We start from the raw sequence: 24,344 nt of genomic DNA on the forward strand, positions 1-24,344 counted from the left end.
CTATAAAAAGAGTCAGTAAAGCATATTGTTAGCAACAACTGTACACTGCCTCTATCCCCTGACAACGTGAAGAGGTAACGTAACAGGCCTTTTTCTGCACACCATCTATTTTCAGGCACTTGCACAAAGTTAAATTTTTCCGCGAATTTACCTTAAAGTTACTCACCCCTTTGCCGATGATTAATTCATTAGCGGTCTGAATGAATTAATGACGGTAATGCAGGCAATCAATCTTAATGAGTTTATCGGGCTGAACCTCACTACCCGAAAAAAAACGTCTTCTTCGCTTCAGGAAAGTATTGAACGTCTGTCATCGGGGTTGCGCATTAATGGCGCGAAGGATGATGCTGCCGGGCAGTCTATCGCTAATCGCATGCGCTCTAACGCCAGTGCGGATAGCGTGGTATCACGTGGTCTTGATGATGCTATCAGTATGGCACAGACCGCCGATAGCAGTTTGAACACTGTTAGCGAACTTCTGATCCGGGCGAAAAGCCTGGCCATACAGTCAGGAAATAGCACCCTCTCGGAGAATGACCGGCAAAGCATTCAGAACGAATATCAAAATATTCTTAACAATATTCAGTCAATCTCAGAGGGTACCGAGATTTTTGGACGATACCCGTTGGCTACTGATTCACCCGAACTGCCACCGGAGTTGATTGGTGATGTGCCGCCGTTAAACGTCAAGTTTCCGGTTCAGGGTACCAATTATTCGTTCAGTTCAGGCATTGTCTCGCTGGCTTACATCCCTGCCGGTTCGACGAATATTGCTATTACCATTGATTCACTGGGCCTGGATGATGACATCCAGTTATTCACGCGCGATGGTAAGCATCTGGCCGGTACACCAATTAACGGCGCAGCCCCGGACTATACATGGAAAAGTCGTGGCATCACGGATTCAGCGAAAGCGACCAGCCGGGTTCTGACCGAAGCCAACGGTTTTGCGCATGGCGCTACCTACGACGATTCTTTACTGATTGATGGCGGCGCAGCCTGGGCGCTAAACGGTAGCGAAACGCTGAATTACAACGGTATGGCTATTGCTTACAGCGGCGATGGTGACCGTTACGAACCGGGCAATGCTTACAATGATGGTAGCAACGGTTCAAACCGACTTGAGCGCGTAAAGATCGATAACGTTACGGAAGATTTGGTGGTGATGATCGTCGGCAGTGGCTCTTTTACCAGCAACTTAACCTGGGGAACTCTGCCAAAACCAACAATAACGCCGGCGGAACCGCCGAAGCAGAGTCGCCCGTGGGAGGTCGTAACCAGCGCGAACGTTGGGGATGATATACAATCCGTAACCATGCCTGCCACTCCGGCTGATGTGAAATCACTGGGTTTAAACGCGACATCCTTGCAAACGGCGGCCTCAGCAGGTGTCGCAATGGGTGCGCTTGACAAAGCACTCGAGAAAGTAAGCGGCTGGCGCGCGCAATATGGCGCGTATATCAATCGTTTTGAATCGAATAAATCGGTACTGGCACAGCAAAATGTTGCAACACAAGCGGCGAAGAGCCGGATTGAAGATGCGGATTACGCGCTGGAAGTCAGTAAGATGGCAAAAGCGCAGATATTACAGCAGAGCCAGGATATGGTGCTAAAAGTCGCTAACCAGTCTGCAGAAAATATTCTGGCGCTTCTTCGTAGCTAACATTGTATTTTCACTTCATTTAATAACAGCACTTAATAACAAAATCATTTTTCGCCCGCAGCGAAATAACCTTATCTTACAAAATCCGCATTGCCGCACAAATACAAAAAACCGGTACGACTAAATCCGGTTTTTTTAAAGTTAATGAATTAACTGAAAACGTATTTAGTTCCACTCGCCCGAAACCAGGGTATGTGCGTTAAACGCATTGTCATTTGAACCCTGCGTGGAATGAGACACCGGAACCATATTGGAACCCGCTTCAATGTTGGTGATGTTAGTGTTAGTCTGGCTGGCAGTTACTGCAGGCTGAGCCGCGAAAACGCCAAAAGAGAGTGCAGAAAGCACGACGGCGACCGCAGCGGTTTTGATTTTTTTCATAATTAAATTCTCATACTTGAATAACAACATTAACTGGCTGGGCTTTTTTTTGCCCGTGTTGTTAGTGTAGATCTGGATCACACTTTTGCACAGTCAATTTATTTATCTATTCGTGTCAAATAAACTGAATGTGTAACCCAAATATTAATTGTGAGTAAATTATGAAGAGAAAGGAATACTTAAACGAAATTGAAAAAGGAATAGTGGAATGAAAAAAGCACAAATTAACAAATAAAAGATGGGCCGATATTTTCGGCCCAACAAATTACATTTTATAGCCTAACGTTACCGTCGTTCTGCGATCGGTATGATCCGGCGCCGTTGACGGTGGCTGGGAGTTCCAGGTCAGGTTATACGCAACTTTCAGAGCAAAGTGCGCGTTAATCGCTACGTTCAGCGCTGTTTCAGAGTTCACGGTGGTATCGTCCGCACCAAATACGGAAACACCCTGCGTGAATTTCGTGGTATCAGTCATCTGCCAGGCGTAGGTGCCGGAAGCATAACCGAGCCCAGTCGTTTTCGTGTTGCCGTCGGTGTACTTGTCATAACGAACACCAGGACCGAATTCAAAGCGCAGGCTGTGAACCGGACCATTCAGGAACTGACGACCATAACCAGCAGTCAGCACGTCGCGATCGCTATAGCCGTTATAGCGGTCAGTTAACCAGCTCGCCTGGCCAAACAGGTAATCGTAATCCGTCATGTTATAACGGCTACGGCCACCTACTGCGTATTTTTCAGACGAACGCACATCATTTGACGATGTATTGCTGGCGTTGCCCCACAAAGACCAGGCGGTAGTCTCGCCGTACCAGGTCAAGGTGGAATCAGCAGTCAAAGAGGAACTCTTTGTATTGCCGGACTGAGCCAGATAACCACCGTTTACACCGCCTTCAAACGGCGCTTTAGCGGTAGAGGGATCATCCATGACAGTAAAAACGGTATCATCTGCAAACGCGTGCATTGATACAAACACACCCGCCGCCATCACAAGCACGGGTACTGTCTTCAAAAGCTTCATTTATTTAGAGTCCGAACAGCAAAAAAAGAGACCAACACGGTCCCGGAAACTTTCATTAGGATCAATGACCAGCGGTCCAAAGAAAGGTAACAAATTATAAAAAGGCCGCTTAAACAGATCAATGAAATCTTATTTGATTTTTTGAATAAGAGGGATCTCAAAACAGCAAAAAAGGTTATTAATAACTGCTGCGCATTAAATCAATATCATTTTGAAATCATGCCCTTAATTCCTTTCCCTTCTGCCTTAACAGTGCCAGGCTTACATCAGTCTGAGAAAAAGGAGGTCAACATGGCAGCTATATACACCCTTACGCTGGCGCCTTCGCTTGATAGTGCGACGCTAACGCCACAAATTTATCCCGAAGGTAAACTGCGTTGTACGGCACCCGTTTTTGAGCCAGGCGGCGGCGGCATTAATGTTGCACGCGCGATTGCCCATCTGGGCGGTAAAGCAACGGCAATATTTCCCACTGGTGGCGCAACGGGTGAACATCTCACCGCATTATTGGCCGATGAGAACGTACCGACCGTAACCGTAGCCACACAAGACTGGACGCGGCAGAACCTGCACGTTCATGTCGAGTCCAGCGGTGAGCAATACCGGTTTGTTATGCCTGGTGCCGCATTAAATGAAGACGAGTTTCGCCAGATTGAAGAGAAAGTCCTGACGATTGAGCGCGGCGCGATTTTGGTGATAAGTGGCAGTCTGCCTCCGGGTATCGAGGTTGAAAAGCTGACACAGTTAGTTAAAGCTGCGCAAAAACAGGGAATTCGCTGCATTGTCGATAGCTCGGGCGAGGCGCTAAACGCAGCGCTCGCAATTGGTAATATCGAGCTGGTAAAACCCAACCAGAAGGAGTTGAGCGCGCTGGTCGGCAGAGAGCTAACCCAGCCTGATGATGTGCGCAAAGCTGCGCAGGAGATCGTTCAGGCAGGCAAAGCCTTGCGCGTGGTCGTCTCCCTTGGCCCGCAGGGAGCGCTGGGCGTGGATGCTGAAAACTGTGTTCAGGTCGTACCGCCGCCGATGAAAAGCCAAAGCACGGTGGGCGCTGGCGACAGCATGGTTGGCGCAATGACGCTCAAACTTGCACAAGATGCGCCTTTTGAGGACATGGTGCGTTTCGGCGTCGCCGCCGGGAGTGCAGCCACCATCAACCAGGGTACTCGTTTGTGCGCGCACGAAGACACGCAAAAGATCTACGACTATTTGCGCCATGCCTGACATACCTCCCCTTCCGGCTGGAAGGGGAAATATCAAATATCTCCGCGGTGGTCGACAAATGTGACTCGCCGTCTATGCTAAAAAAACATCAAAATAACAACGAGGTGAAAGATGGGCAGCGATGGCATCACCCGCTACGTAGTTGAGGTCAAATTTCATGACCAGACGCTGACAGACATCAATGAGATCAATAACCACTTTACACGTGCCGGCTTTCTCCTCACGATGACGGATGATAACGGCAACGTACACGATCTTGGCACCAATACGTTCGGTTTCATCAGTGCGCTTAATGAAAAAGAGGTTCATGCGCTGGCAAGTGGGCTTGCTGAAAGCGCCGTGGACGAAGAGACGGAAATCACTGTCACCACCTGGGAGGCGTTCCAGAAACAGGAACATTAAGTGCCTTTCCACCGTTGCGTATGCCGGGCGTGCGTTAAGTCGGATTTTTCAACAGCTGTAGTGCGCTAACCTTATGATCTGGCTGATTACATGGGAGAGACATCATGTGGCAAGCGATAAGTGGTCTGTTAAGCGAACAACTGGGTGAAGGCGAAATTGAACAACGCGACGAACTCCCCGGTGGCGAAATCCATGCCGCGTGGCACGTACGCTACGCCGGGCGCGATCTCTTCGTAAAGTGTGATGATCGCGCAATGCTCCCCATTTTTACGGCCGAAGCCGACCAGCTCGCCCTGCTGGCACGCAGTAATACCGTGCGTGTCCCTGCGGTTTGGGCGGTGGGAAGTGACCGCGACTACAGCTTTCTGGTTATGGAGTATCTTCCTGCCCGCCCGCTTGATGCGCACAGCGCGTTCCTGCTGGGTCAACAGTTAGCGCGCCTGCACCAGTGGAGCGATCAGCCGCAGTTTGGCCTCGATTTCGACAACGATCTTTCCACCACGCCGCAGCCCAACGCCTGGCAGCGCCGCTGGTCAACGTTTTTTGCTGAGCAGCGCATTGGCTGGCAGTTAGAACTGGCGGCGGAAAGAGGGCTGGAGTTTGGTAATATCGACGCGATTGTCGAACACGTTCAGCAACGGCTGAGTTCTCACCAGCCGCAACCCTCGTTATTGCATGGCGATCTTTGGTCGGCCAATTGCGCCCTTGGGCCTGACGGTCCTTACATCTACGACCCGGCTTGCTACTGGGGCGACCGTGAGTGTGACCTGGCGATGCTGCCGCTGCACCCGGACCAGCCGCCGCAAATCTATGACGGTTACCAGTCCATCTCCCCGCTTCCTCCAGATTTCCTCGATCGCCAACCCCTTTACCAGCTTTACACTTTGTTTAATCGGGCAATCTTATTCGGTGGCGAACATCTGGTGAATGCGCAAAAAGCGCTGGATCGCGTGCTGGCGGCGTGAGTGTTGTGCTCAGACCCGGGGCGTAACGCCTCGGGTTTGAGGCGTTACAGAAAACCGAGCAGCGTAAAGAAGAAATAGCCTGCAACAATGATTATCACCGGTAATACATAGAGCGGGAAAATTTGCAGAAAGATGGTGTGATGAGGCACGACAATGCGTGCTTCAATCTGCTCACGTGTTAACCCTTCCGGTCCTTTGGCTTTCTCGAGGATCATCTGATTTTCCACGCCTTCACGCAGAAAACGCGCCTGGCGGCTCATGCGCGCACCGGACGCCTGCAGCGCCAGCCCGACAAAGATCAGTACATAGATAATCCAGAACATGATGTTCAGACTTTGGTGGAAATCAGGCGTTGGCGAGTTGTACCAAAAAAGATTCAGGAATGGCGTGTTAAAACGCATCATCTCAATGATCACATGGGCGAAATCAAGCATCACGGCATTGATGCCCGGCTGTTTTTCGCTGTGATCGTACATAAACTTCAGTACAGAAATTATGGTCGAAATGACGGCTGGAATAAAAATCACCCAACCCAGAACGCGTTTCAGTACGGCGATGCGTCCAGCTTGTTGATACGTCATGGATTCCCCTTGTAAGTGACGCACTGTTTGCGCCTTAGTCTACCTGCTGATAACCATTTTCGCCTGATCTTTAAAGGCAGTATGATGAATGCTTAACCATAATTTCGCTTTTATCCCTGCAAAATCCTTGAATAGAGAGGTGTTATGTCTGCCCCGCGACAAATTCTTGCTGCCATTTTTGATATGGATGGATTACTGATTGACTCTGAACCGCTCTGGGATCGCGCCGAACTCGAGGTTGTGGCAAGCCTTGGCGTCGACATTTCAAGGCGCAATGAGTTACCGGATACGCTTGGCCTGCGCATCGATATGGTGGTTGAAATGTGGTATGCCCAGCAGCCGTGGAATGGTCCGGGCCGTCAGGAAGTCACCGAACGAATCATTCAGCGCGCCATCTCCCTGGTTGAGGAAGAGCGCCCGTTGCTGCCTGGCGTACGTGAAGCCGTCGCGCTGTGTAAAAACAGCGGACTGGCAGTAGGGCTGGCATCCGCGTCGCCGCTGCATATGCTGGAAAAAGTGCTGACTATGTTCGATCTACGCGACAGTTTCGACGCACTCGCCTCCGCGGAAAAGTTACCCTACAGCAAGCCGCACCCGCAGGTTTATCTGGACTGTGCGGCAAAACTGGGCGTAGACCCGCTCACGTGTGTAGCGCTGGAAGATTCGGTTAACGGCATGATTGCCTGCAAAGCGGCGCGGATGCGTTCCATCGTTGTGCCGGATGCCGAACATCGCACGGACCCGCGTTATGTGCTTGCTAACGTGAAACTCGAAAGTCTCGAACAGCTTACCCTCACACATCTGCTCGGTTAATTTCTCCTCTGGGGTGATACCGATCGCCCCATCACCTCTCATTTTTGAAACAGCATTTCATTTTTATTTGTGTTTTCGCTGTCCACCTTCTATCCTGATCTTCAGGCGCAGATGCCCAGACAACAATTTATAACGCCGGAGTAAATATGATACTGGAAGCCTTTAAGCTTGCGGGTAAAGTGGCTATCGTCACCGGGTGCGACACCGGGCTGGGCCAGGGAATGGCATTAGGGCTTGCGGAAGCGGGCTGCGATATTGTCGGTGTTGGCCGCAAAGTGCCGCAGGAAACCGCCTCCCGCGTGCAGGCCTTAGGACGCCGTTTCCATGCAATTCAGGCAGATCTTCGCCACCAGCAGGGTCTTGAGGAGGTGGTTAAGCAAGCCGTTGCGACATTTGGGCACATCAACATTCTGGTGAATAACGCGGGCACGATCCGCCGCTGCAATGCCATTGATTTCAGTGAGCAAGACTGGGATGACGTGATGAACCTGAACCTGAAAACGGTCTTTTTTCTCTCTCAGGCGGTGGCACGGCAATTTATCGCTCAGGGTAATGGCGGGAAAATAATTAACATCGCCTCGATGCTCTCGTACCAGGGCGGTATCCGCGTGCCTTCATATACGGCGTCCAAGAGCGGGGTCATGGGGCTGACACGTTTACTGGCAAACGAATGGGCGCCCCATCAGATTAACGTGAACGCGATAGCACCCGGCTATATGGCGACCAATAATACGCAGCAATTGCGCGAAGATGCGGAACGCAGCCAGGAGATCCTTGAACGTATCCCGGCCGGACGCTGGGGAAAACCAGAAGATCTGAAAGGCGCTGCGGTGTTTCTGGCCTCAAAAGCGGCGGATTATATCAATGGTTACACCCTTGCCGTCGATGGTGGCTGGCTGGCGCGTTAAGCGCTCAGGATTGTGACAAAGAGTTACACCGTCACCTCTTCCGCCTACTGTACAAACATCCTATACTGTATGCATCGACAGTTGAGTGAGTTTGACCATGACGGCGGAAGGACACCTGCTTTTTTCCATTGCTTGCGCGGTGTTTTCCAAAAACGCTGAGTTAACGCCCGTCCTCGCCCAGGGTGACTGGTGGCATATTGTCCCGTCCGCTATTCTCACCTGCCTGCTGCCGGATATCGACCATCCCAAATCCTTTCTCGGGCAGCGTCTGAAGTGGATATCAAAACCTGTCGCCCGCGCTTTCGGGCATCGCGGATTTACGCATAGCCTGCTGGCGGTTTTTCTGGCACTGACGCTCTTTTATTTAAAAGTGCCGGAAAGCTGGATAGTGCCCGCCGATGCGCTACAGGGAATGGTGGTGGGTTATCTCAGCCATATTCTGGCGGACATGCTTACTCCTGCGGGTGTACCGCTGCTCTGGCCCTGCCGCTGGCGCTTTCGTCTGCCGCTGCTGGTGCCACAAAAAGGGAATCAACTGGAGCGCGTATTATGTATGGCACTCTTTACTTATGCGGTATGGATGCCGCAAACATTGCCCGAAAACGGAGCAGTCCGCTGGTCATCGCACATGATAACGTCGCTGCAAGATCAGTTTAATCGCTTTATCCATCAGCAATCTGAACATTAAACCGGCATTTCTAAGGCTTTTGATATAACCCATTCCATTTGGATATAAGCCCGTTTCGGCACTTCTGCTAATCTTGCGCAACAGGAGCGGCCGAGAAGGCCGACCGAATAATGATATCAGGAGAACGGGAATGAATTTTCCACTCATCGCGAACGTTGTAGTGTTCGTGGCACTGCTGTTTTTGCTGGCGCAGGCGCGTCACAAACAGTGGAGCCTGGCAAAAAAAGTACTGGTCGGTTTAGGCCTTGGCGTGATCTTTGGTCTCGCGCTGCAGGCTATCTATGGTTCTGATAACCCGGTACTGAAAGATTCCATCCAGTGGTTCAACGTCGTCGGCAATGGCTATGTTCAGTTGCTGCAAATGATTGTCATGCCGCTGGTTTTCGCCTCAATTTTGAGCGCCGTTGCGCGGCTGCATAATGCGTCACAACTGGGCAAAATCAGTTTTCTGACCATCGGTACATTGTTGTTCACCACGCTTATCGCTGCGCTGGTGGGGGTACTGGTGACCAATCTGTTCGGTTTGACGGCAGAAGGTCTGGTGCAGGGTACGGCAGAAACTGCGCGTTTGAATGCTATTCAGAGCAACTATGTCGGCAAAGTGGCCGATCTCACCGTGCCGCAATTGCTGCTCTCTTTCGTACCGAAAAACCCGTTTGCCGACCTGACCGGCGCAAACCCAACATCAATTATCAGCATCGTTATCTTCGCTGCTTTCCTTGGCGTTGCGGCACTGAAGCTGCTGAAAGATGATGCGCCGAAAGGCCAGCGCGTTCTGACCGCTATCGATACGCTGCAAAGCTGGGTGATGAAACTGGTACGCCTTGTGATGCAACTGACACCGTATGGCGTGCTGGCGCTGATGACCAAAGTTGTCGCCGGTTCTAACATTCAGGACATCATCAAGCTGGGCAGCTTCGTTATCGCCTCTTACCTTGGCCTGGGCATTATGTTTGTAGTGCACGGTCTGCTGCTTGGCGTGAACGGCGTTAGCCCGCTGAAATTCTTCCGTAAGGTATGGCCGGTACTGACGTTTGCCTTCACTAGCCGCTCCAGCGCTGCATCCATTCCGCTGAACGTGGAAGCGCAAACGCGTCGTCTGGGCGTACCGGAATCCATCGCCAGCTTCTCCGCCTCTTTTGGTGCAACCATTGGGCAGAACGGTTGTGCGGGGCTTTACCCGGCGATGCTGGCAGTGATGGTAGCCCCGACCGTTGGCATCAACCCGCTGGATCCGCTGTGGATTGCCACTCTGGTAGGGATTGTCACCGTGAGTTCCGCAGGCGTAGCAGGCGTTGGTGGCGGTGCGACTTTTGCCGCGCTTATCGTGCTGCCTGCGCTGGGCCTGCCGGTAACGCTGGTGGCACTGCTTATCTCTGTTGAACCGCTTATCGATATGGGCCGTACCGCCCTGAACGTCAGTGGTTCCATGACCGCCGGTACGTTAACCAGCCAGTGGCTGAAACAGACCGATAAAGCGGTGCTGGACAGTGAAGAGGACGCCGAACTGGCGCACCGTTAATCACCCGGCAAGAAATAAATAATGCCACTCGCTCCCTGGGGCATTGATTGACAATGAAACCGCCTGCAATGTCAGGCGGTTTTGTTTACTCTTCTTCTATCTCGCCTTCCTGGCGCATTTGCAGCGCCCAGCGCTGCGCGGCTTCCGGGACACTAAAGATCGGCGAGCGGCGAAACTTTTCCCCCATCAACACAAACGCCACATACTTGCCACGCAGCAACCAGACATCACGATAGCCATCCACTTTTGAGGCGTGATCGGGGGGAGCCGGTTCGACACGCGGGACATAGCTGATAATGGCTCGGTTTTGTTGACGATAAGATTTCATAAGCGATGCGTTCTACAGACAAATTCTTCAAACATTAAAGACCTATCATAGCCGATTGTGAGCCTGTACGTCGCGCCTGGCACCACTTTCTCTGATTTTTCACTTCCTTGCCGCCTCCTGATTAACCAGGTTAACGCAGCACGTTGTTCTATAGTTAGAAGGGTTTTAAGGAAACATCGACCATTTTTCAGCAATGAAAACAGGAGACGAGTTCAATGTCGCACAACGAGAAAGACCCTCATCATCACGCCCCGGTTCATGACGCTAACGAATCCCGCCCAGGGCTGGACTCCCTGGCCCCTGAGGACAATTCGCACCGCCCTTCCCCGCGCCCCACAGCACCTGGCGAGCAACCGACCGCGCCGGGGAGCATGAAAGCGCCGGACACGTCGAATGACAAACTGAACGCGCTGGAGCCTTACCGCAAGGGCGGCGAAAATTATCCCCTTACCACTAACCAGGGCGTGCGCATTGCCGATGACCAAAACTCCCTGCGCGCGGGAAAACGCGGCCCAACACTGCTGGAAGACTTTATCCTGCGGGAAAAAATCACCCATTTCGACCATGAACGCATCCCAGAACGTATCGTGCATGCGCGCGGGTCGGCGGCACATGGTTACTTTCAGCCCTATCGTAGCCTGAGTGATATTACCAAAGCGGATTTTCTCTCTGATGCGGATAAAATCACCCCGGTATTTGTCCGTTTTTCTACCGTGCAGGGCGGCGCGGGTTCAGCGGACACCGTTCGTGACATCCGAGGATTTGCCACCAAGTTCTACACCGAAGAAGGCATTTTTGACCTGGTTGGCAACAATACGCCGGTCTTTTTCATCCAGGATGCACATAAATTCCCCGATTTTGTCCATGCGGTAAAACCAGAGCCGCACTGGGCGATCCCGCAGGGTCAAAGCGCGCATGACACCTTCTGGGACTATGTGTCGTTACAACCGGAAACCTTACATAACGTGATGTGGGCGATGTCCGATCGCGGCATTCCGCGCAGCTATCGCACGATGGAAGGTTTTGGCATCCACACATTTCGCCTGATCAACGCCGAAGGCAAAGCCACGTTTGTGCGCTTCCACTGGAAACCGCTGGCAGGCAAGGCATCGCTGGTGTGGGACGAATCGCAAAAACTGACCGGGCGCGATCCGGACTTCCACCGTCGCGAGTTATGGGAAGCCATTGAGGCCGGCGATTATCCGGAGTATGAGCTGGGGTTACAGCTGATCCCGGAAGAGGATGAATTCAAATTTGATTTCGACCTGCTGGATCCAACCAAACTGATTCCCGAAGAACTGGTTCCGGTGCAGCGCGTCGGAAAAATGGTGTTAAACCGTAACCCGGATAACTTCTTTGCCGAAAACGAGCAGGCTGCGTTCCACCCAGGGCATATCGTGCCCGGCCTGGATTTTACCAATGACCCGCTACTGCAGGGGCGTCTGTTCTCCTACACCGATACGCAAATCAGCCGACTCGGCGGGCCGAACTTCCATGAAATCCCCATCAACCGCCCAACTTGTCCGTACCATAATTTGCAGCGCGACGGCATGCACCGCATGGAGATTGACACCAATCCCGCTAACTATGAACCGAACTCCATCAATGATAACTGGCCGCGGGAAACACCGCCCGGCCCGAAACGCGGTGGTTTCGAGACTTACCAGGAGCGCGTCGAAGGGGAAAAAATCCGCGAACGCAGCCCCTCATTCGGTGAATATTACGCACATCCTCGCCTGTTCTGGTTAAGCCAGACACCGTTTGAACAACGCCATATTATTGACGCTTTCAGCTTCGAGTTGAGCAAAGTGGTGCGCGCGTATATTCGCGAACGTGTGGTGGATCACCTGGCGCACATTGACGTGCATCTGGCGCAAGGTGTAGCGGAAAACCTTGGTATCACCCTGAGCGACGATCAGTTAAATATCGCCCCGCCGCCGGAAGTGAATGGATTGAAAAAAGATCCTTCGCTGAGTCTTTATGCCATCCCGGATGGCAACGTGAAAGGCCGGGTGGTGGCAGTTTTACTGCATGATAAGGTCAGCGCAGCGGATGTACTCAACGTATTGCAGGGGCTGAAAGCCAAAGGCGTTCATAGCAAGCTGCTCTATGCGCGAATGGGCAACGTGACTGCGGATGATGGCTCCGAATTACCGATTGCCGCCACCTTCGCCGGATCGCCGTCGCTGACGGTAGATGGCGTCATTGTTCCCGGCGGCGATATCAGCGATATCCTGCAGAATGGCGACGCGAAATATTATCTGCTGGAAGCCTATAAACACCTGAAAACCATCGCGCTTGCGGGTGATGCACGGCAGTTTAAGCGCTTACTGGAGGTGGATGATCAGGGAGAGGACGGTATTGTCGAGGCGGATAACGCCACGGCGAATTTTATGGATGATTTTCTGACGCATCTTGCGGCGCACCGCGTCTGGTCGCGCATCAGCAAAATCGATAGCATCCCGGCGTAAGCATTATTGCAGCCATAAAAAACCGGCCAACTGGCCGGTTTCTTATTTGCTCAGGCTAAAAACCGAAATTACTGCTTAGCTTGCGGGTCGGTATCATACTCGGCGCAGGTCTGGTAGCCGGAGTTCATGACATGACCAGTTTCATCCAGCGCAACGAAATAGGTTTCGGTTTTGCCGTCACGTTGACCCAGAATATAGGTCTGGCAAGTACCACGCGCGTGGATCATCGTAACTTCAGAAGAAGGACGGCCAGCAACCTGCATGACCTGCTGGCGGCTCATGCCTTTTTTCACATCTTTCACGACTGGCTGAGAAACCTGATCTTTTGCACGATCGTAAGCCGTACAACCCGCCAACATAGTCAGCACTGCAGCTGCGCCCAGAATTCCTGCGATGTTCTTATTCATATTCCATCCTCTTTTGTATCCGCTTGTGTATCAGCGTGTTATCTAAGCCTGGAATATAAAATTGCATTTTTCAACTAACAGACGGCATTGGTATAACTTTCGGAGAAATCTAATAAAAGTGAGATAAGCTGCTAAAACGCCGTAAATTGCGGCACTCAAATCTGTGATCCTTGTCGTTTTACCGCCAAAGGGTTAATTTGGCCCTATTATCTATTTGCACCCTGCAAAGCAGGACAACACAACGGAGGGGTAAATGACTCTGCAACAAGAGATTATTCAGGCGTTAGGCGTGAAGCCCACGGTTAATGCCGAAGAAGAAGTTCGCCGCAGCGTGGACTTTCTGAAAACCTATCTGAAAACCTATCCTTTTTTGCAAACGCTGGTGCTTGGCATTAGCGGTGGCCAGGACTCCACGCTGGCCGGGAAAATCAGCCAGATGGCAATCAGCGAACTGCGCCAGGAAACGGGTAATCAAGCATATCAGTTTATCGCCGTCCGCCTGCCTTATGGTAAGCAAGCGGATGAACAGGATTGCCAGGATGCCATCGCGTTTATTCAGCCGGATCGCGTTCTGACCGTCAATATCAAAGCCTCAGTGCTGGCAAGCGAGCAGGCGCTGCGTGACACAGGCATCGAACTGAGCGATTTCGTGCGCGGCAATGAAAAAGCGCGCGAACGTATGAAAGCGCAATACAGCATTGCGGGCATGACGAAAGGCGTGGTGGTTGGTACCGACCATGCCGCCGAAGCGGTGACCGGTTTCTTCACCAAATATGGCGATGGCGGCACTGATATCAACCCGCTTTTCCGCCTGAACAAACGCCAGGGTAAACAGTTGCTGGCTTACCTGGGCTGCCCGGAACACCTTTATAAAAAAGCGCCAACGGCCGACCTGGAAGACGATCGCCCTTCACTGCCCGATGAAGCCGCACTGGGCGTAACTTACGAAAATATCGATGATTATCTGGAAGGGAAAACGCTGGACGCCAGTATCGCGAAAATCATTGAAGGCTGGTATGTGAAAACGGAGCACAAGCGCCGCCCGCCTATTACCGTATTCGACGATTTCTGGAAACAGAAATAACCCACAGGCGGCGCAAGCCGCCTCTTTTTTAGACACTTATTGGCTGCTATACTGGATGGGTAAACAGTATCAGGAGTCTTTTGTGGTCAGGCGTCAATCCGCCCCGCGTCTTGAATTCGAAGCGGCGGCAATCTATGAATATCCGGAACATCTTCGTCCGTGGCTGGAAGCAATGCCCAAACAGCCCGGCGTCTATATTTTTCACGGCGAAAGCGAGGCGATGCCGCTTTATATCGGTAAAAGCGTCAATATCCGCAGTCGTGTGCTGTCGCACCTGCGCACGCCCGATGAAGCGGCGATGCTGCGTCAGTCGCGGCGTATTACCTGGATTTGTACCGCCGGTGAGATTGGCGCGCTGTTGCTCGAAGCGCGGCTGATTAAAGAACAACAGCCGCTATTTAATAAGCGTCTGCGCCGTAATCGCCAGCTCTGCTCGCTTCGCCTTAGCGGTGAAAAACCGCAGGTGGTGTATGCCAAAGAGGTGGATTTCTCCTCCTCTCCCAATCTGTATGGCCTGTTTGCCAACCGTCGCGCCGCATTGCAAGCGCTGCAGTCGATCGCTGATGACGAAAAGCTGTGCTACGGGCTGCTGGGTCTGGAATCGCTAAGTCGCGGCCGGGCTTGTTTTCGATCCGCATTACAGCGCTGTGCCGGGGCATGTTGCGGCAAAGAGACGCGTGAAGCACATCATGAACGCTTAGCTGCTGCGATGGCACGCCTGCAACTGGTCTGCTGGCCATGGCGCGGCCCAATCGGGCTAAAAGAGAGCGCTGCGGGAATGACGCAATATCACATTATTCACAACTGGCTATGGTTAGGTTCAGTTGATGAGCCCGCCGCTGCCGCGCAACTGCTGCGTTTACCGGCGGGTTTCGATCATGACGGCTACAAAATTCTCTGCAAGCCGCTGCTTTCCGGGGAGTACGAAATCATTGAACTGGGTTAATGGCCGGGCAGCCAGGCGATTTCACTAAACAGTAATTGCCCTTCTGACTTTAGCAACCGCAGAGTTTGTCGCCCTTCCTGCCAGTAGGCGCCCTGATCGGCGGTCAACAATTTATCGCCCAATTGCCACGCCCCGCTCAGAACGAAAATAACGCCGCCGCGTGTACCAATAGTGGTAAAAGTGCGATCGGCGATACGCACTTTCGCCTGGCAACGATCGCGGCGCGTCATCACGTTAAAATCCAGGGACATGCGCCCGTCTGAAAGTTCAGCCCTGACCGGCTGCTCACCGGCAAAAGTAAAGGGCTGGTGGTGTTTAAGCGTGTGGCTGAAAGCGCCTCCGCCGTTCAGCGTCACTTCGCCGCCTTCAATAAGGGTTATTACTCGATCCACACCGGGAAATTGCGGAAAATCACCGTTGCTGGCCAGCGAAGCGATACTGGCTCGCCAGTTAAAATCACGTGTTGCGGGCGGAAAACAGCAAATTTCTCGGGTTTCGCCCGCCCCATTACGCCAGAGATTTACCGGCATTTTACGGATATCAAAGAATTCCATCATCACTCCTGAAGGGCGCGGTGCTTCACCTGCGCCGCTGCCTCTTCGGACAGCCTGCATCATTGTTATTGTTTACTTTGCCATGTGTGAGTTATCGGCAGCCGACACGATTTGCCTTAGGCTACTGCGCAATCAGACATGTAAAAAATCATAAATTTCAGATAAGTAACATCGCCGCAAAAACGGGGTTTAACGAGGATACCGCGCCAGTAGCGGCTGGCAAGAGGGAAACAAGAAAAAACCGCCGGTTCTGCCCATCACGTAAAACAAGCGATGAGCAAAACCGGCGGTCTTAAGGAGGGGTGCTGAATTATTCAGCAGGTGCAGGAGGCATTTTACCTTCCGCTGCCGGATGTTCTGTCAGACGCTTCTCAAAATTCGCATTGAACTGCTTTTTCTGTTCCGGGGTCAGAATGTTGTAAATCTTGTTCTGCGTCTCCATACGTTTCAGCATAACGTCTTTATGCTGCTGTTCCATTTTGGTGATTTGCGCTTCGGCTTTCGCGCGGTCAAAGCTGTCGCTGGTAATGATGTCATGCATTGCGCGCATCTCTTCCACCGGCGGACGTTTCATCTCTTCGCGCTGGCTTTTCATGATCTCGCGGATTTGCTGTTTCTGCGCATCGGTCAGGTTCAGACCTTTGAACATCATATCGTGCGGGCCTTTACCTTTGTGGTGCATCATGGGTTGCGCGTCAGCGGGTGCGGCGGTGGTATCCGCAGCATGAGCCAGACCTGCAGCGCCAAAAGCCAGGGTAGAGGCAACAAACAGAGCAGTCAATTTACGCATAATTTTATTCCTTACTTCGGTTTTACTTACGGCGGTTGCCGTGTTGACGCTAATCACTTTACTGGCTTTATCGTCAATTAATCAGAGCGACGGTAAAACAATGAAAGTGTAAATATCATTTTTACGTCAAATGTGAAGGAAATAAGGATAAAGCGTGGAGAGTCGAAAATTAAATATTCAACATACTGATTAAAAAGGAATTATGTATAATCTTAAATCAACGTTGTTTATTAATAAAGCGCTTCAACAGGATAATTCTGCAATTTATTTAAGAAAACCATAAAAATAAGCCCTGCGTGAACAGGGCTTGCTGTTTAATTAATTTTCTCGAGCATAAGTCCGGCACGTAAGCCAATGGCAACATTCGGATTCGGAAACAAAACATACTCCTGTTCATGTTGCACCACATACCGCTCGCCGCGATCTTCTGCCAGCAAAGTACCCGCACTGAAGGCCGTAAAATTGAGTGTATCCGCACTCATGAAGAGTTTAAATTCTTCACTGTGGCGGGTCAGTTGCTGCACTACCTGATAGCGCAGCGGCGTGTTTTCCGTATCCGGTGCGGGTTCGCCCGCCAGTAACGCCGCCAGCGCCCAGGCCGTGCGCTGGAACTGGCTTAGATCGTTTTCACCAAATGGTAACGCTTTGCCAAGCTCCAGTGTGCAAGCCAGCGCATTAAAATGCTCACAGCTGTAATGGGTAAAGGTGCCGCCCGGCGCCTGGTGAAACACCAGCGCCTCCAGTCCTGCGTCACCCAGCCATTCCAGAAACGGTTCATCCCAGGGCTCTGCTCGCTGTGGCAGCACGCCAAAGCGCACATGATGCGAACCGCGGATCGCGGTATGTAAATCCAGATGCCAGCGCACCTCATCGCCCGCCGCAAAGAAATGCGTCACCGCTCGTTCAAGCTGGGCGGCGCGCACTGTTTCATCGTTGGGCGGCAACTGCTGCCAGCGGCCACCAAACATCCGGTTGAGATCGTTATGCAAAAATCGCTTGTTTTGCGCCAACGCCTGCGGGTTTCCAAGGATCACCAGCAGCCGCCAGGTGAGTGGCTGTTCGCCCGCAAAGACATTCTTAAGCAACAGATCCAGCATCTCCACCGGCGCGGTTTCATTACCGTGGATAGCACACGAGATAACCAGCGATCGCCCGACGGATTGTTTCGGGATCATCTCCAGAATCCCTTGTTCGTGCCACAACCAGTGAATACCGCCCGACTCCCCTGACATTTTTCGCGGGATATCGCCCGCAAGCGTTGCAGCAAGAAAGTTATCCATACGGCCTCCGGTTAACGCTGGAAGGGATACACCGATCCCAGATTCAACAACTGCGTTAATCGGTCCAGCGCTTCCCGCCCCTCGCGTAAAAGCTGCGGATCGGCTAAATCCGCTTGCGTCAGCCGATCGCGATAGTACCGATCCACCCAGTCATTGAGGGTGGCAAACAAACTGTCATTCATCATTACTGCCGGGTTAACGGCCTGCTGCTCCGCCTCGGTAAGCACCACACGCAAGCGCAGGCACGCCGGACCACCGCCGTTCGCCATACTTTCACGCAGGTCAAATACTTTAAGCTCAATGATCGGGTTATCCTGCGCCAGCAGCGTGTTCAGATAGCGCCACACCCCGGCATGTTCCTGCGACTCCTGCGGCAATACCAGCAACATGCTGCCATCATCACGGCTTAGCAGTTGGCTGTTAAACAGATACGTTGCCACCGCATCACTAACCGAAACAGCCTGCTGCGGAACTTCAATTGCCATAAATCCCGGTACTTTAGAGTGTAGCTCGGCCAGCACACGAGCCTGGTTAGCAAAGGCCAGTTCGTGACAAAAAAGCACCTGTCGGTTCGAAACGGCAATCACATCGTTATGAAACACGCCCAGATCGATAACGTCCGGGTTTTGCCGGGCAAAAACCACCTGCTCCGCGCGCACCTGATTGATACGCGCCACCGCCTCGCTGGCTTCGCGCGTCTGGCGCGCCGGATAGCGCGCCGGGGCATCCTGGCTTGCGTACTCCCGACCGTAAACGAAGAGTTGCACACCCGCTTCGCCGTAATCCCCGCCAAAGCGGTTATGGTTCGCCGCGCCTTCATCGCCAAACATGGCAACCTGCGGCAACGCCGGATGGACAGCAAACGCTGTCTCATCGCGAAAGATGGCGCGCAGCACGGCTTCTGTGGTCGGGGCTTCCATTGCGCGATGGAATTTATTATTCAGGTTAGCAACCGTAAGATGCACTTTGCCATCCAGCGCATCCGCCGACGGGCAGACGGTAGCCGCGTTTGCGACCCACATCGACGATGCCGAGCTGGCAGCGGAGAGGATCTGCGGCGCTTGTGCGGCAGCTTTTTCCACTACCTGCTCATCGCTGCCGCTGAAACCAAGCTGCCGCAAGACCGCGATATTAGGGCGCTCCTGCGGCGGGATCACCGCCTGCGGGAAACCCGCGTCGGCGAGCGCTTTCATTTTCAGTAGCCCCTGCTTTGCCGCCAGTTTCGGGTTAGAAACCTGAAAACGGTGGCGGGTCGAGGCCTCATTACCAAAAGATAATCCGGCGTAATGGTGCGTTAGCCCAACCAGGCCATCGAAGTTAACCTCACGTGCTTTCATGGCTGCGCCTCGCGAGAGAAATCCAGTCCCGGGCTGAGCGTCTGTGGCAACATCAACGCGGGAGATTCAAGACTCGCCATCGGCCAGGCGCAGTAATCCGCTGCGTACCACGCGCTGGCGCGATGGTTACCCGAGGCACCCACGCCACCAAACGGCGCGGTACTGGCCGCACCGGTCAACGGTTTATTCCAGTTGACGATCCCGGCGCGCGCTTCCAGCAGCAGTTGATCAAATTTTTGCCGATCCGGTGAAATTAACCCGCAGGCCAGCCCGTAGCGCGTGTCGTTCGCCATACGGATTGCCTGATCAAAATCGTCATAGCGCCAGACACACAGCAGCGGGCCAAAAACTTCTTCGTCCGGCACTCCCGCCACGTCCGTCATCTCGATAATCCCCGGCGTCAGCAGCGAGGTTCCTTCCGCTAACAGACGCGGTGCCAGCAAGGTTTTACCGCCGCGCGCTTCGTGCGCCTGCCAGGCCTGGTAAACCTGCTGCGCCGCCTGGGGTGAAATCAGGCCACCGAAAAACGGCGCGGGTTCCGCATCCCAGGCCTGCGGTTGCAGCCGCGCGCTCACTTCCACCAGCCGCGCCAGAAAGTCATCGCCCGCTTTAGAACGCTTAACCAGTAAGCGGCGTGCGCAGGTGCAGCGCTGCCCGGCGGTAATAAATGCTGACTGGATCGCCAGATGGACGGCGGCATCGGTATCGTCAGGATCTTCAACAATTAGCGGGTTATTCCCCCCCATCTCCAGCGCGAGAATTTTTTCTGGCTGCCCGGCAAGCTGGCGGTGAAGCTGATATCCCGTATTGGCGCTGCCGGTAAATAACAATCCGTCCAGCCCCGGCAGTGCGCTCAGCGCCTGGCCGGTCTCACGTCCGCCCTGCACCAGGTTCAGCACACCTGCGGGCAAACCCGCTTGCTCCCAGAGTTTGACCACCGCTTCACCGGTCCACGGCGTGAGTTCGCTGGGTTTAAAGATCAGTGTATTACCCGCGAGCAAGGCCGGGATAATATGCCCATTCGGCAGATGACCAGGGAAGTTATACGGCCCGAAAACGGCCAGCACGCCATGCGGGCGATGGCGCAGTGTTGCGGCACCATCCGCCATCTCCGTGTGTTGTTCCCCGGTACGCACGTGGTACGCCTTGACCGATATTGAGGCTTTGTTGATCATCGCCGTCACTTCGGTCGCCGCTTCCCAGCGCGGCTTACCGGTTTCGCGGGCGATGATTTCGGCAAGCGCCGCTTTGTTGGTCTCGAGCAGCGCCGCGAATTTCTCGACAATCGCCTGGCGCTCAGTAAAAGTCTGCCGCGCCCACTGTGGGAAAGCGTCGCGCGCGGCCTGATACGCCAGCGCCACTTGCTCGCTATCGGCATCAAAGCCGTGCCACAACGCTTCGTGGCTTACCGGGTTGGTTTTGACGCGGCGTTCGCCCTGGCCTGTTACCCAGTCACCCTTAATCCATAAACTCATTTTGTTTTCTCCTCGCCACTTTTCTCTTCGGCACACAGGCGCACCAGCCGCACGGTATCTCCCGGCTGGCACTTCAGCGCATCCAGTTCGGCAGCCGTTAAGAGCAAACGCTCGGTGTTTGGATCCGCGTAAATAAGCATGGCGCGGAATTGCTGGTACTGCTCATTGGAGACCATACACGCGGGCCATTCACCCGGTGCGCGCTGGCCTTCGCCTGCCGTCACCAGGCGGCTTTTGCGAATCGCCCGCACCCGGTCAACATCGCATTCGAGCGTCGGCCCGCCATCAAAAATGTCGACATAGTTACGGTAGCGAAAGCCCTCTTTTTCCAGCACCGCACGGGCCGGTGCCGTCTGTGGATGCACCTCGCCAATCACCGCTTGCGCCTCTTGTGAAAGAAAGTGGGTATAAATAGGGTGCTTTGGCATCAGCTCCGCGATAAAGGCTTTTTGCCCGGTGCCGCACAGATAATCCGCCCGGCTGAACTCCATCGAAAAGAAACGCTTGCCCAGGCTCTCCCAGAAAGGCGAATAACCGTGCTCGTCAATCACGCCGCGCATCTCGGCCACTACTTTCTCATTAAAGCGCTCGCGGAATGCCGCCATAAACAGAAAGCGGGATTTCGACAACAGATAACCGTTGCCCTCTTTACGCCAGGCGGGATCGAGAAACAGTGTGCAGAGTTCGCTGCTACCGGTGTGGTCGTTACTGAGAAACAGCGTTGGCAGCGCGTTATAGACATTCAGCTCTTTCGAGGCATGAACCTGGGTCCCGACCCGGTAGTTATACCAGGGATCGTTCAGACCCACCGCGACCTCAATGGCGCAAATGCCCGCCACCTCGCCGCTTTGCGTCTCTTCCAGCACAAAAACATACCCTTGCTCACCCTTCGGCAGCTCGCCCTGCCAGGTACGGCGCGAACGTTCAATCCGCGCAGCAAGCGTTGCTTCATCAACCGGCAACGACGTCAGGCCGCCACCGGTTTTTCCGGCAAGCCGCATCAGCGCCGGTAAATCGCCTTCGGCGACAGGACGGATCACCATCATGATGCGTTCTCCGCAATGAATTTTTCACAGGCGCGGGCAACACGCGCAAGCCCGTCGCGGATCTCTTCTTCGCTGATATTCAACGCCGGAGCAAAGCGCAGCACATTGCCACCGGCAATCAACACCATTGCGCCTTCTGCCGCCGCCAGTTGTGAAAGTTGTTTTGCTTTTCCGGCATACTCAGGAGCCAGTTGACAACCGATCAGCAACCCTAAGCCGCGGATTTCACTGAACAGGTGATAACGGTCATTGATCGCCGCAAGCTGCTCCGTAAACCATTGATGGCGTTGCTTCACGCCAGTCAGGGTTTCCCGCGTGTTGACGATATCGAGCAACGCACCCGCCACCGCGCCGGCCAGCGGGTTACCGCCGTAGGTCGTACCGTGGGTGCCAACATTCATCACTTTGCCAAACTGTTCGGTGGTCAGCATCGCGCCAATCGGGAACCCGCCACCCAACGCTTTTGCCGTGGTCAGCGCATCCGGCGTCACACCGTAATGCATATAGGCATACAGCTCGCCGGTGCGGCCAACGCCGGTTTGCACCTCATCAAAAATCAGCAGCGCGTTATGACGGGTACACAGCTCGCGCAACCCTTGCAAAAACGCCTGGCTGGCCGGCACCACGCCGCCTTCACCCTGCATCGGCTCGACAATAACGGCACAGGTATCGTCATTAATTAAGGCGCTGGCGGAGGCCAGATCGTTGAACTGCGCATGCTGGATTTGCGGCGGCAACGGCGCAAAATCTTGCGAATAAGCCGGTTGCCCGCCCGCGCTAACGGTAAATAAGGTGCGTCCATGGAACGCATTCTTGAACGCGACAATGCCGCTTTTATGCGGGCCAAAGGTATCGTGGGCATATTTGCGCGCCAGCTTCAGCGCCGCTTCGTTTGCCTCGGCACCGGAGTTACAAAAGAAGGCGCGATCGGCAAAGGTCGCGTCCAGCAGGCGTTTCGCCAGTTTCAGCACCGGCTCGTTGGTGTAACCGTTGCCGGTATGCCAGAACTTCGCCGCCTGCTCGCTGAGTGCTTTACACAGCGCGGGATGCGCATGCCCCAGCGCATTCACCGCAATCCCTCCGGCAAAGTCGACATACTCTTTACCCTGCTGATCCCACAAGCGGGAGCCCTCACCGCGTACCGGAATAAAAGGCGCAGGCGCGTAGACAGGCAGCATCCATTGATCAAAGTTTTCACGCGTAATTGACAGAGACATAGCGACCTCATCCGGTAAATAAATAGTTGATAAAATGTTAACGAATATGAACGTTTTCGCTGTAAATGTAGATTGCACGGTTCGTGCCAGCCAGCGATAAAAATGCATAAACGACTTTCAGCAACGAAATTTCAATAACTTAAAACCTATCGCCATTCACTTTATTTGCATAAAAAGTGAATAACCAGAGATCCAAATGAGGTGGAGAGGGAGGAAATACGCCTGTTTATGCAATTAGAAATTTTAATTATAGAACTGTGATCATCAGCGAAATTAATTTACAGCGTGCGCCCTGTTTTAGTGCGTTTCGCCCTAAATAAGGGCGCGTGATGCGCCAGTGCGCATCGGCGGCGGCGATATCAATAAGTGGCGGTGGTTAAATGTAAATTCTGCTAACATCTCTGCATCTTTCACTCTGCTAAATGGCTGCGACTATGAAATTTGTCTCTTTTAATATCAATGGCCTGCGCGCCCGACCTCACCAGCTTGAAGCGCTGGTTGAGCAACATCAGCCGGACGTCATCGGCCTGCAGGAGACCAAAGTCCACGACGATATGTTTCCGCTCGAAGATGTCGCACGGCTGGGTTACAACGTTTTTTATCACGGACAGAAAGGCCACTACGGCGTGGCGTTGCTGACCAAAGAGACGCCGATTTCCGTGCGTCGCGGCTGGCCGAACGACGGTGAAGAAGCGCAGCGCCGCATTATCATGGCGGAGATCCCCTCGCCTATCGGCGATATCACGGTGATTAATGGCTATTTCCCGCAGGGCGAAAGCCGCGACCACCCGCTGAAGTTCCCGGCGAAAGAGAAGTTCTACCAGGACTTGCAGAACTATCTCGATACAGAACTCGATAAAACAAAACCGGTGTTGATCATGGGCGATATGAATATCAGCCCGACAGACCTTGATATCGGTATCGGTGAAGAGAACCGCAAACGCTGGCTGCGCACCGGTAAATGCTCCTTCCTGCCGGAAGAGCGCGAATGGATGGAGCGTCTGAAAGGCTGGGGGCTGGTGGATACGTTCCGCGAAGCCAACCCGGAAACGCAGGATCGCTTCTCGTGGTTTGATTACCGATCAAAAGGCTTCGACGATAACCGCGGCCTGCGTATCGATCTGCTGCTGGCAAGCCAACCGCTGGCGGAGCGCTGCATTGAGACGGGTATCGATTACGACATTCGCAGCATGGAAAAACCGTCCGACCACGCACCGGTGTGGGCCAAATTTAAGGTCTGA

Annotated in this window: 24 protein-coding genes; 12 read left to right on the forward strand and 12 right to left on the reverse strand. The window is 53.4% G+C overall.

What is annotated here, in order from left to right; translation table 11 throughout:
- Positions 1-217: 217 nt before the first annotated feature.
- Positions 218-1,663 carry a flagellin gene (locus AAIG26_RS10370; RefSeq protein ID WP_343180315.1) on the forward strand — a complete coding sequence of 482 codons (1,446 nt, stop codon included), beginning with the start codon at positions 218-220 and terminating at the stop codon, positions 1,661-1,663.
- Between the two features lie 165 nt (positions 1,664-1,828).
- Here AAIG26_RS10370 and AAIG26_RS10375 read toward each other — a convergent pair whose 3' ends face one another.
- Positions 1,829-2,044, reverse strand: a complete 216-nt coding sequence (locus AAIG26_RS10375; protein ID WP_343179719.1) for a hypothetical protein — start codon at positions 2,042-2,044, stop codon at positions 1,829-1,831.
- A 265-nt stretch (positions 2,045-2,309) separates the two neighbouring features.
- Entirely contained in the window at positions 2,310-3,065 is a 756-nt protein-coding gene (locus AAIG26_RS10380) for a DUF481 domain-containing protein (RefSeq protein WP_044489379.1), read from the reverse strand.
- Between the two features lie 291 nt (positions 3,066-3,356).
- Between AAIG26_RS10380 and pfkB the strand changes: the two genes are divergently transcribed.
- From pfkB to AAIG26_RS10395, 3 genes are all read left to right on the forward strand, one after another.
- Positions 3,357-4,289, forward strand: coding sequence for a 6-phosphofructokinase II (pfkB, locus tag AAIG26_RS10385; RefSeq protein ID WP_343179720.1), 933 nt, complete (start codon positions 3,357-3,359; stop codon positions 4,287-4,289).
- A 111-nt stretch (positions 4,290-4,400) separates the two neighbouring features.
- Positions 4,401-4,691, forward strand: a complete 291-nt coding sequence (gene ghoS / locus AAIG26_RS10390) for a type V toxin-antitoxin system endoribonuclease antitoxin GhoS (RefSeq protein WP_020453994.1) — start codon at positions 4,401-4,403, stop codon at positions 4,689-4,691.
- A gap of 104 nt (positions 4,692-4,795) precedes the next feature.
- On the forward strand, positions 4,796-5,656 hold the full coding sequence (locus tag AAIG26_RS10395) for a fructosamine kinase family protein (RefSeq protein WP_097407049.1): 861 nt from the start codon (positions 4,796-4,798) through the stop codon (positions 5,654-5,656).
- A gap of 44 nt (positions 5,657-5,700) precedes the next feature.
- On the opposite strand, the gene AAIG26_RS10400 is transcribed toward AAIG26_RS10395, so the two are convergent.
- Complete coding sequence (locus AAIG26_RS10400; RefSeq protein WP_017456544.1) at positions 5,701-6,237, reverse strand: YniB family protein; 537 nt, start codon at positions 6,235-6,237, stop codon at positions 5,701-5,703.
- 144 nt (positions 6,238-6,381) lie between these two features.
- On the opposite strand from AAIG26_RS10400, the gene hxpB reads away from it, so the two are divergent.
- The 4 genes from hxpB to AAIG26_RS10420 all read left to right on the forward strand — a co-directional run bounded on the left by hxpB (position 6,382) and on the right by AAIG26_RS10420 (position 10,168).
- Positions 6,382-7,050: a hexitol phosphatase HxpB gene (gene hxpB, locus AAIG26_RS10405; RefSeq protein ID WP_343179721.1), complete on the forward strand. Its 669-nt coding sequence runs from the start codon at positions 6,382-6,384 to the stop codon at positions 7,048-7,050.
- Positions 7,051-7,196: 146 nt separating this feature from the next.
- The gene (kduD, locus tag AAIG26_RS10410) at positions 7,197-7,958 is read left to right on the forward strand and encodes a 2-dehydro-3-deoxy-D-gluconate 5-dehydrogenase KduD (RefSeq protein WP_343179722.1); all 762 of its coding nucleotides are present in this window, start codon (positions 7,197-7,199) and stop codon (positions 7,956-7,958) included.
- A gap of 97 nt (positions 7,959-8,055) precedes the next feature.
- Positions 8,056-8,646: a metal-dependent hydrolase gene (locus AAIG26_RS10415; RefSeq protein WP_020453999.1), complete on the forward strand. Its 591-nt coding sequence runs from the start codon at positions 8,056-8,058 to the stop codon at positions 8,644-8,646.
- A 130-nt stretch (positions 8,647-8,776) separates the two neighbouring features.
- Complete coding sequence (locus AAIG26_RS10420; RefSeq protein ID WP_020454000.1) at positions 8,777-10,168, forward strand: L-cystine transporter; 1,392 nt, start codon at positions 8,777-8,779, stop codon at positions 10,166-10,168.
- A gap of 85 nt (positions 10,169-10,253) precedes the next feature.
- Here the strand turns inward: AAIG26_RS10420 and cedA are convergent, their stop codons facing one another.
- Positions 10,254-10,496, reverse strand: a complete 243-nt coding sequence (gene cedA / locus AAIG26_RS10425; protein ID WP_017456539.1) for a cell division activator CedA — start codon at positions 10,494-10,496, stop codon at positions 10,254-10,256.
- A 215-nt stretch (positions 10,497-10,711) separates the two neighbouring features.
- On the opposite strand from cedA, the gene katE reads away from it, so the two are divergent.
- Entirely contained in the window at positions 10,712-12,967 is a 2,256-nt protein-coding gene (katE, locus tag AAIG26_RS10430; RefSeq protein WP_097407045.1) for a catalase HPII, read from the forward strand.
- A 68-nt stretch (positions 12,968-13,035) separates the two neighbouring features.
- On the opposite strand, the gene osmE is transcribed toward katE, so the two are convergent.
- A complete protein-coding gene (gene osmE / locus AAIG26_RS10435; protein ID WP_017456537.1) occupies positions 13,036-13,374 on the reverse strand; it encodes an osmotically-inducible lipoprotein OsmE in 339 nt (112 codons plus the stop codon).
- A gap of 253 nt (positions 13,375-13,627) precedes the next feature.
- Here osmE and nadE point away from each other — a divergent pair, with 253 nt between their 5' ends.
- Positions 13,628-14,458, forward strand: coding sequence for an ammonia-dependent NAD(+) synthetase (nadE, locus tag AAIG26_RS10440; protein WP_020454002.1), 831 nt, complete (start codon positions 13,628-13,630; stop codon positions 14,456-14,458).
- A gap of 82 nt (positions 14,459-14,540) precedes the next feature.
- Positions 14,541-15,404, forward strand: coding sequence for an excinuclease Cho (gene cho, locus AAIG26_RS10445; protein ID WP_343179723.1), 864 nt, complete (start codon positions 14,541-14,543; stop codon positions 15,402-15,404).
- Here cho and ves read toward each other — a convergent pair.
- From ves to AAIG26_RS10480, 7 genes are all read right to left on the reverse strand, one after another.
- Complete coding sequence (gene ves / locus AAIG26_RS10450; protein WP_343180316.1) at positions 15,401-15,958, reverse strand: environmental stress-induced protein Ves; 558 nt, start codon at positions 15,956-15,958, stop codon at positions 15,401-15,403. The genes cho and ves overlap by 4 nt on opposite strands.
- 310 nt (positions 15,959-16,268) lie before the next feature.
- A complete protein-coding gene (gene spy, locus AAIG26_RS10455) occupies positions 16,269-16,748 on the reverse strand; it encodes an ATP-independent periplasmic protein-refolding chaperone Spy (RefSeq protein ID WP_045511546.1) in 480 nt (159 codons plus the stop codon).
- Between the two features lie 314 nt (positions 16,749-17,062).
- Positions 17,063-18,028 (reverse strand): succinylglutamate desuccinylase, encoded by a 966-nt coding sequence (astE, locus tag AAIG26_RS10460; RefSeq protein ID WP_343179724.1) that lies wholly within the window; start codon positions 18,026-18,028, stop codon positions 17,063-17,065.
- An 11-nt stretch (positions 18,029-18,039) separates the two neighbouring features.
- A complete protein-coding gene (gene astB / locus AAIG26_RS10465; protein ID WP_343179725.1) occupies positions 18,040-19,365 on the reverse strand; it encodes an N-succinylarginine dihydrolase in 1,326 nt (441 codons plus the stop codon).
- Entirely contained in the window at positions 19,362-20,840 is a 1,479-nt protein-coding gene (astD, locus tag AAIG26_RS10470; protein WP_343179726.1) for a succinylglutamate-semialdehyde dehydrogenase, read from the reverse strand. The genes astB and astD overlap by 4 nt, the downstream gene beginning before the upstream one ends.
- Complete coding sequence (gene astA / locus AAIG26_RS10475) at positions 20,837-21,886, reverse strand: arginine N-succinyltransferase (protein ID WP_020454009.1); 1,050 nt, start codon at positions 21,884-21,886, stop codon at positions 20,837-20,839. Before astA ends, astD begins: the two co-directional genes overlap by 4 nt.
- A complete protein-coding gene (locus tag AAIG26_RS10480; protein WP_045511648.1) occupies positions 21,883-23,103 on the reverse strand; it encodes an aspartate aminotransferase family protein in 1,221 nt (406 codons plus the stop codon). The genes astA and AAIG26_RS10480 overlap by 4 nt, the downstream gene beginning before the upstream one ends.
- 434 nt (positions 23,104-23,537) lie before the next feature.
- On the opposite strand from AAIG26_RS10480, the gene xthA reads away from it, so the two are divergent.
- On the forward strand, positions 23,538-24,344 hold the full coding sequence (xthA, locus tag AAIG26_RS10485; protein WP_020454011.1) for an exodeoxyribonuclease III: 807 nt from the start codon (positions 23,538-23,540) through the stop codon (positions 24,342-24,344).

Origin of the sequence: Kosakonia sp. PSU_27 (assembly GCF_039409795.1) — a bacterium.
Lineage (GTDB): Bacteria > Pseudomonadota > Gammaproteobacteria > Enterobacterales > Enterobacteriaceae > Kosakonia.

Bases quoted from the DNA above. Each gene is read 5' to 3' on its own strand.
- AAIG26_RS10370 (WP_343180315.1), top strand. From the start codon at position 218: ATGCAGGCAATCAATCTTAATGAGTTTATCGGGCTGAACCTCACTACC.
- AAIG26_RS10375 (WP_343179719.1), bottom strand. From the start codon at position 2,044: ATGAAAAAAATCAAAACCGCTGCGGTCGCCGTCGTGCTTTCTGCACTC.
- AAIG26_RS10380 (WP_044489379.1), bottom strand. From the start codon at position 3,065: ATGAAGCTTTTGAAGACAGTACCCGTGCTTGTGATGGCGGCGGGTGTG.
- pfkB (WP_343179720.1), top strand. From the start codon at position 3,357: ATGGCAGCTATATACACCCTTACGCTGGCGCCTTCGCTTGATAGTGCG.
- ghoS (WP_020453994.1), top strand. From the start codon at position 4,401: ATGGGCAGCGATGGCATCACCCGCTACGTAGTTGAGGTCAAATTTCAT.
- AAIG26_RS10395 (WP_097407049.1), top strand. From the start codon at position 4,796: ATGTGGCAAGCGATAAGTGGTCTGTTAAGCGAACAACTGGGTGAAGGC.
- AAIG26_RS10400 (WP_017456544.1), bottom strand. From the start codon at position 6,237: ATGACGTATCAACAAGCTGGACGCATCGCCGTACTGAAACGCGTTCTG.
- hxpB (WP_343179721.1), top strand. From the start codon at position 6,382: ATGTCTGCCCCGCGACAAATTCTTGCTGCCATTTTTGATATGGATGGA.
- kduD (WP_343179722.1), top strand. From the start codon at position 7,197: ATGATACTGGAAGCCTTTAAGCTTGCGGGTAAAGTGGCTATCGTCACC.
- AAIG26_RS10415 (WP_020453999.1), top strand. From the start codon at position 8,056: ATGACGGCGGAAGGACACCTGCTTTTTTCCATTGCTTGCGCGGTGTTT.
- AAIG26_RS10420 (WP_020454000.1), top strand. From the start codon at position 8,777: ATGAATTTTCCACTCATCGCGAACGTTGTAGTGTTCGTGGCACTGCTG.
- cedA (WP_017456539.1), bottom strand. From the start codon at position 10,496: ATGAAATCTTATCGTCAACAAAACCGAGCCATTATCAGCTATGTCCCG.
- katE (WP_097407045.1), top strand. From the start codon at position 10,712: ATGTCGCACAACGAGAAAGACCCTCATCATCACGCCCCGGTTCATGAC.
- osmE (WP_017456537.1), bottom strand. From the start codon at position 13,374: ATGAATAAGAACATCGCAGGAATTCTGGGCGCAGCTGCAGTGCTGACT.
- nadE (WP_020454002.1), top strand. From the start codon at position 13,628: ATGACTCTGCAACAAGAGATTATTCAGGCGTTAGGCGTGAAGCCCACG.
- ves (WP_343180316.1), bottom strand. From the start codon at position 15,958: ATGGAATTCTTTGATATCCGTAAAATGCCGGTAAATCTCTGGCGTAAT.
- spy (WP_045511546.1), bottom strand. From the start codon at position 16,748: ATGCGTAAATTGACTGCTCTGTTTGTTGCCTCTACCCTGGCTTTTGGC.
- astE (WP_343179724.1), bottom strand. From the start codon at position 18,028: ATGGATAACTTTCTTGCTGCAACGCTTGCGGGCGATATCCCGCGAAAA.
- astB (WP_343179725.1), bottom strand. From the start codon at position 19,365: ATGAAAGCACGTGAGGTTAACTTCGATGGCCTGGTTGGGCTAACGCAC.
- astD (WP_343179726.1), bottom strand. From the start codon at position 20,840: ATGAGTTTATGGATTAAGGGTGACTGGGTAACAGGCCAGGGCGAACGC.
- astA (WP_020454009.1), bottom strand. From the start codon at position 21,886: ATGATGGTGATCCGTCCTGTCGCCGAAGGCGATTTACCGGCGCTGATG.
- AAIG26_RS10480 (WP_045511648.1), bottom strand. From the start codon at position 23,103: ATGTCTCTGTCAATTACGCGTGAAAACTTTGATCAATGGATGCTGCCT.
- xthA (WP_020454011.1), top strand. From the start codon at position 23,538: ATGAAATTTGTCTCTTTTAATATCAATGGCCTGCGCGCCCGACCTCAC.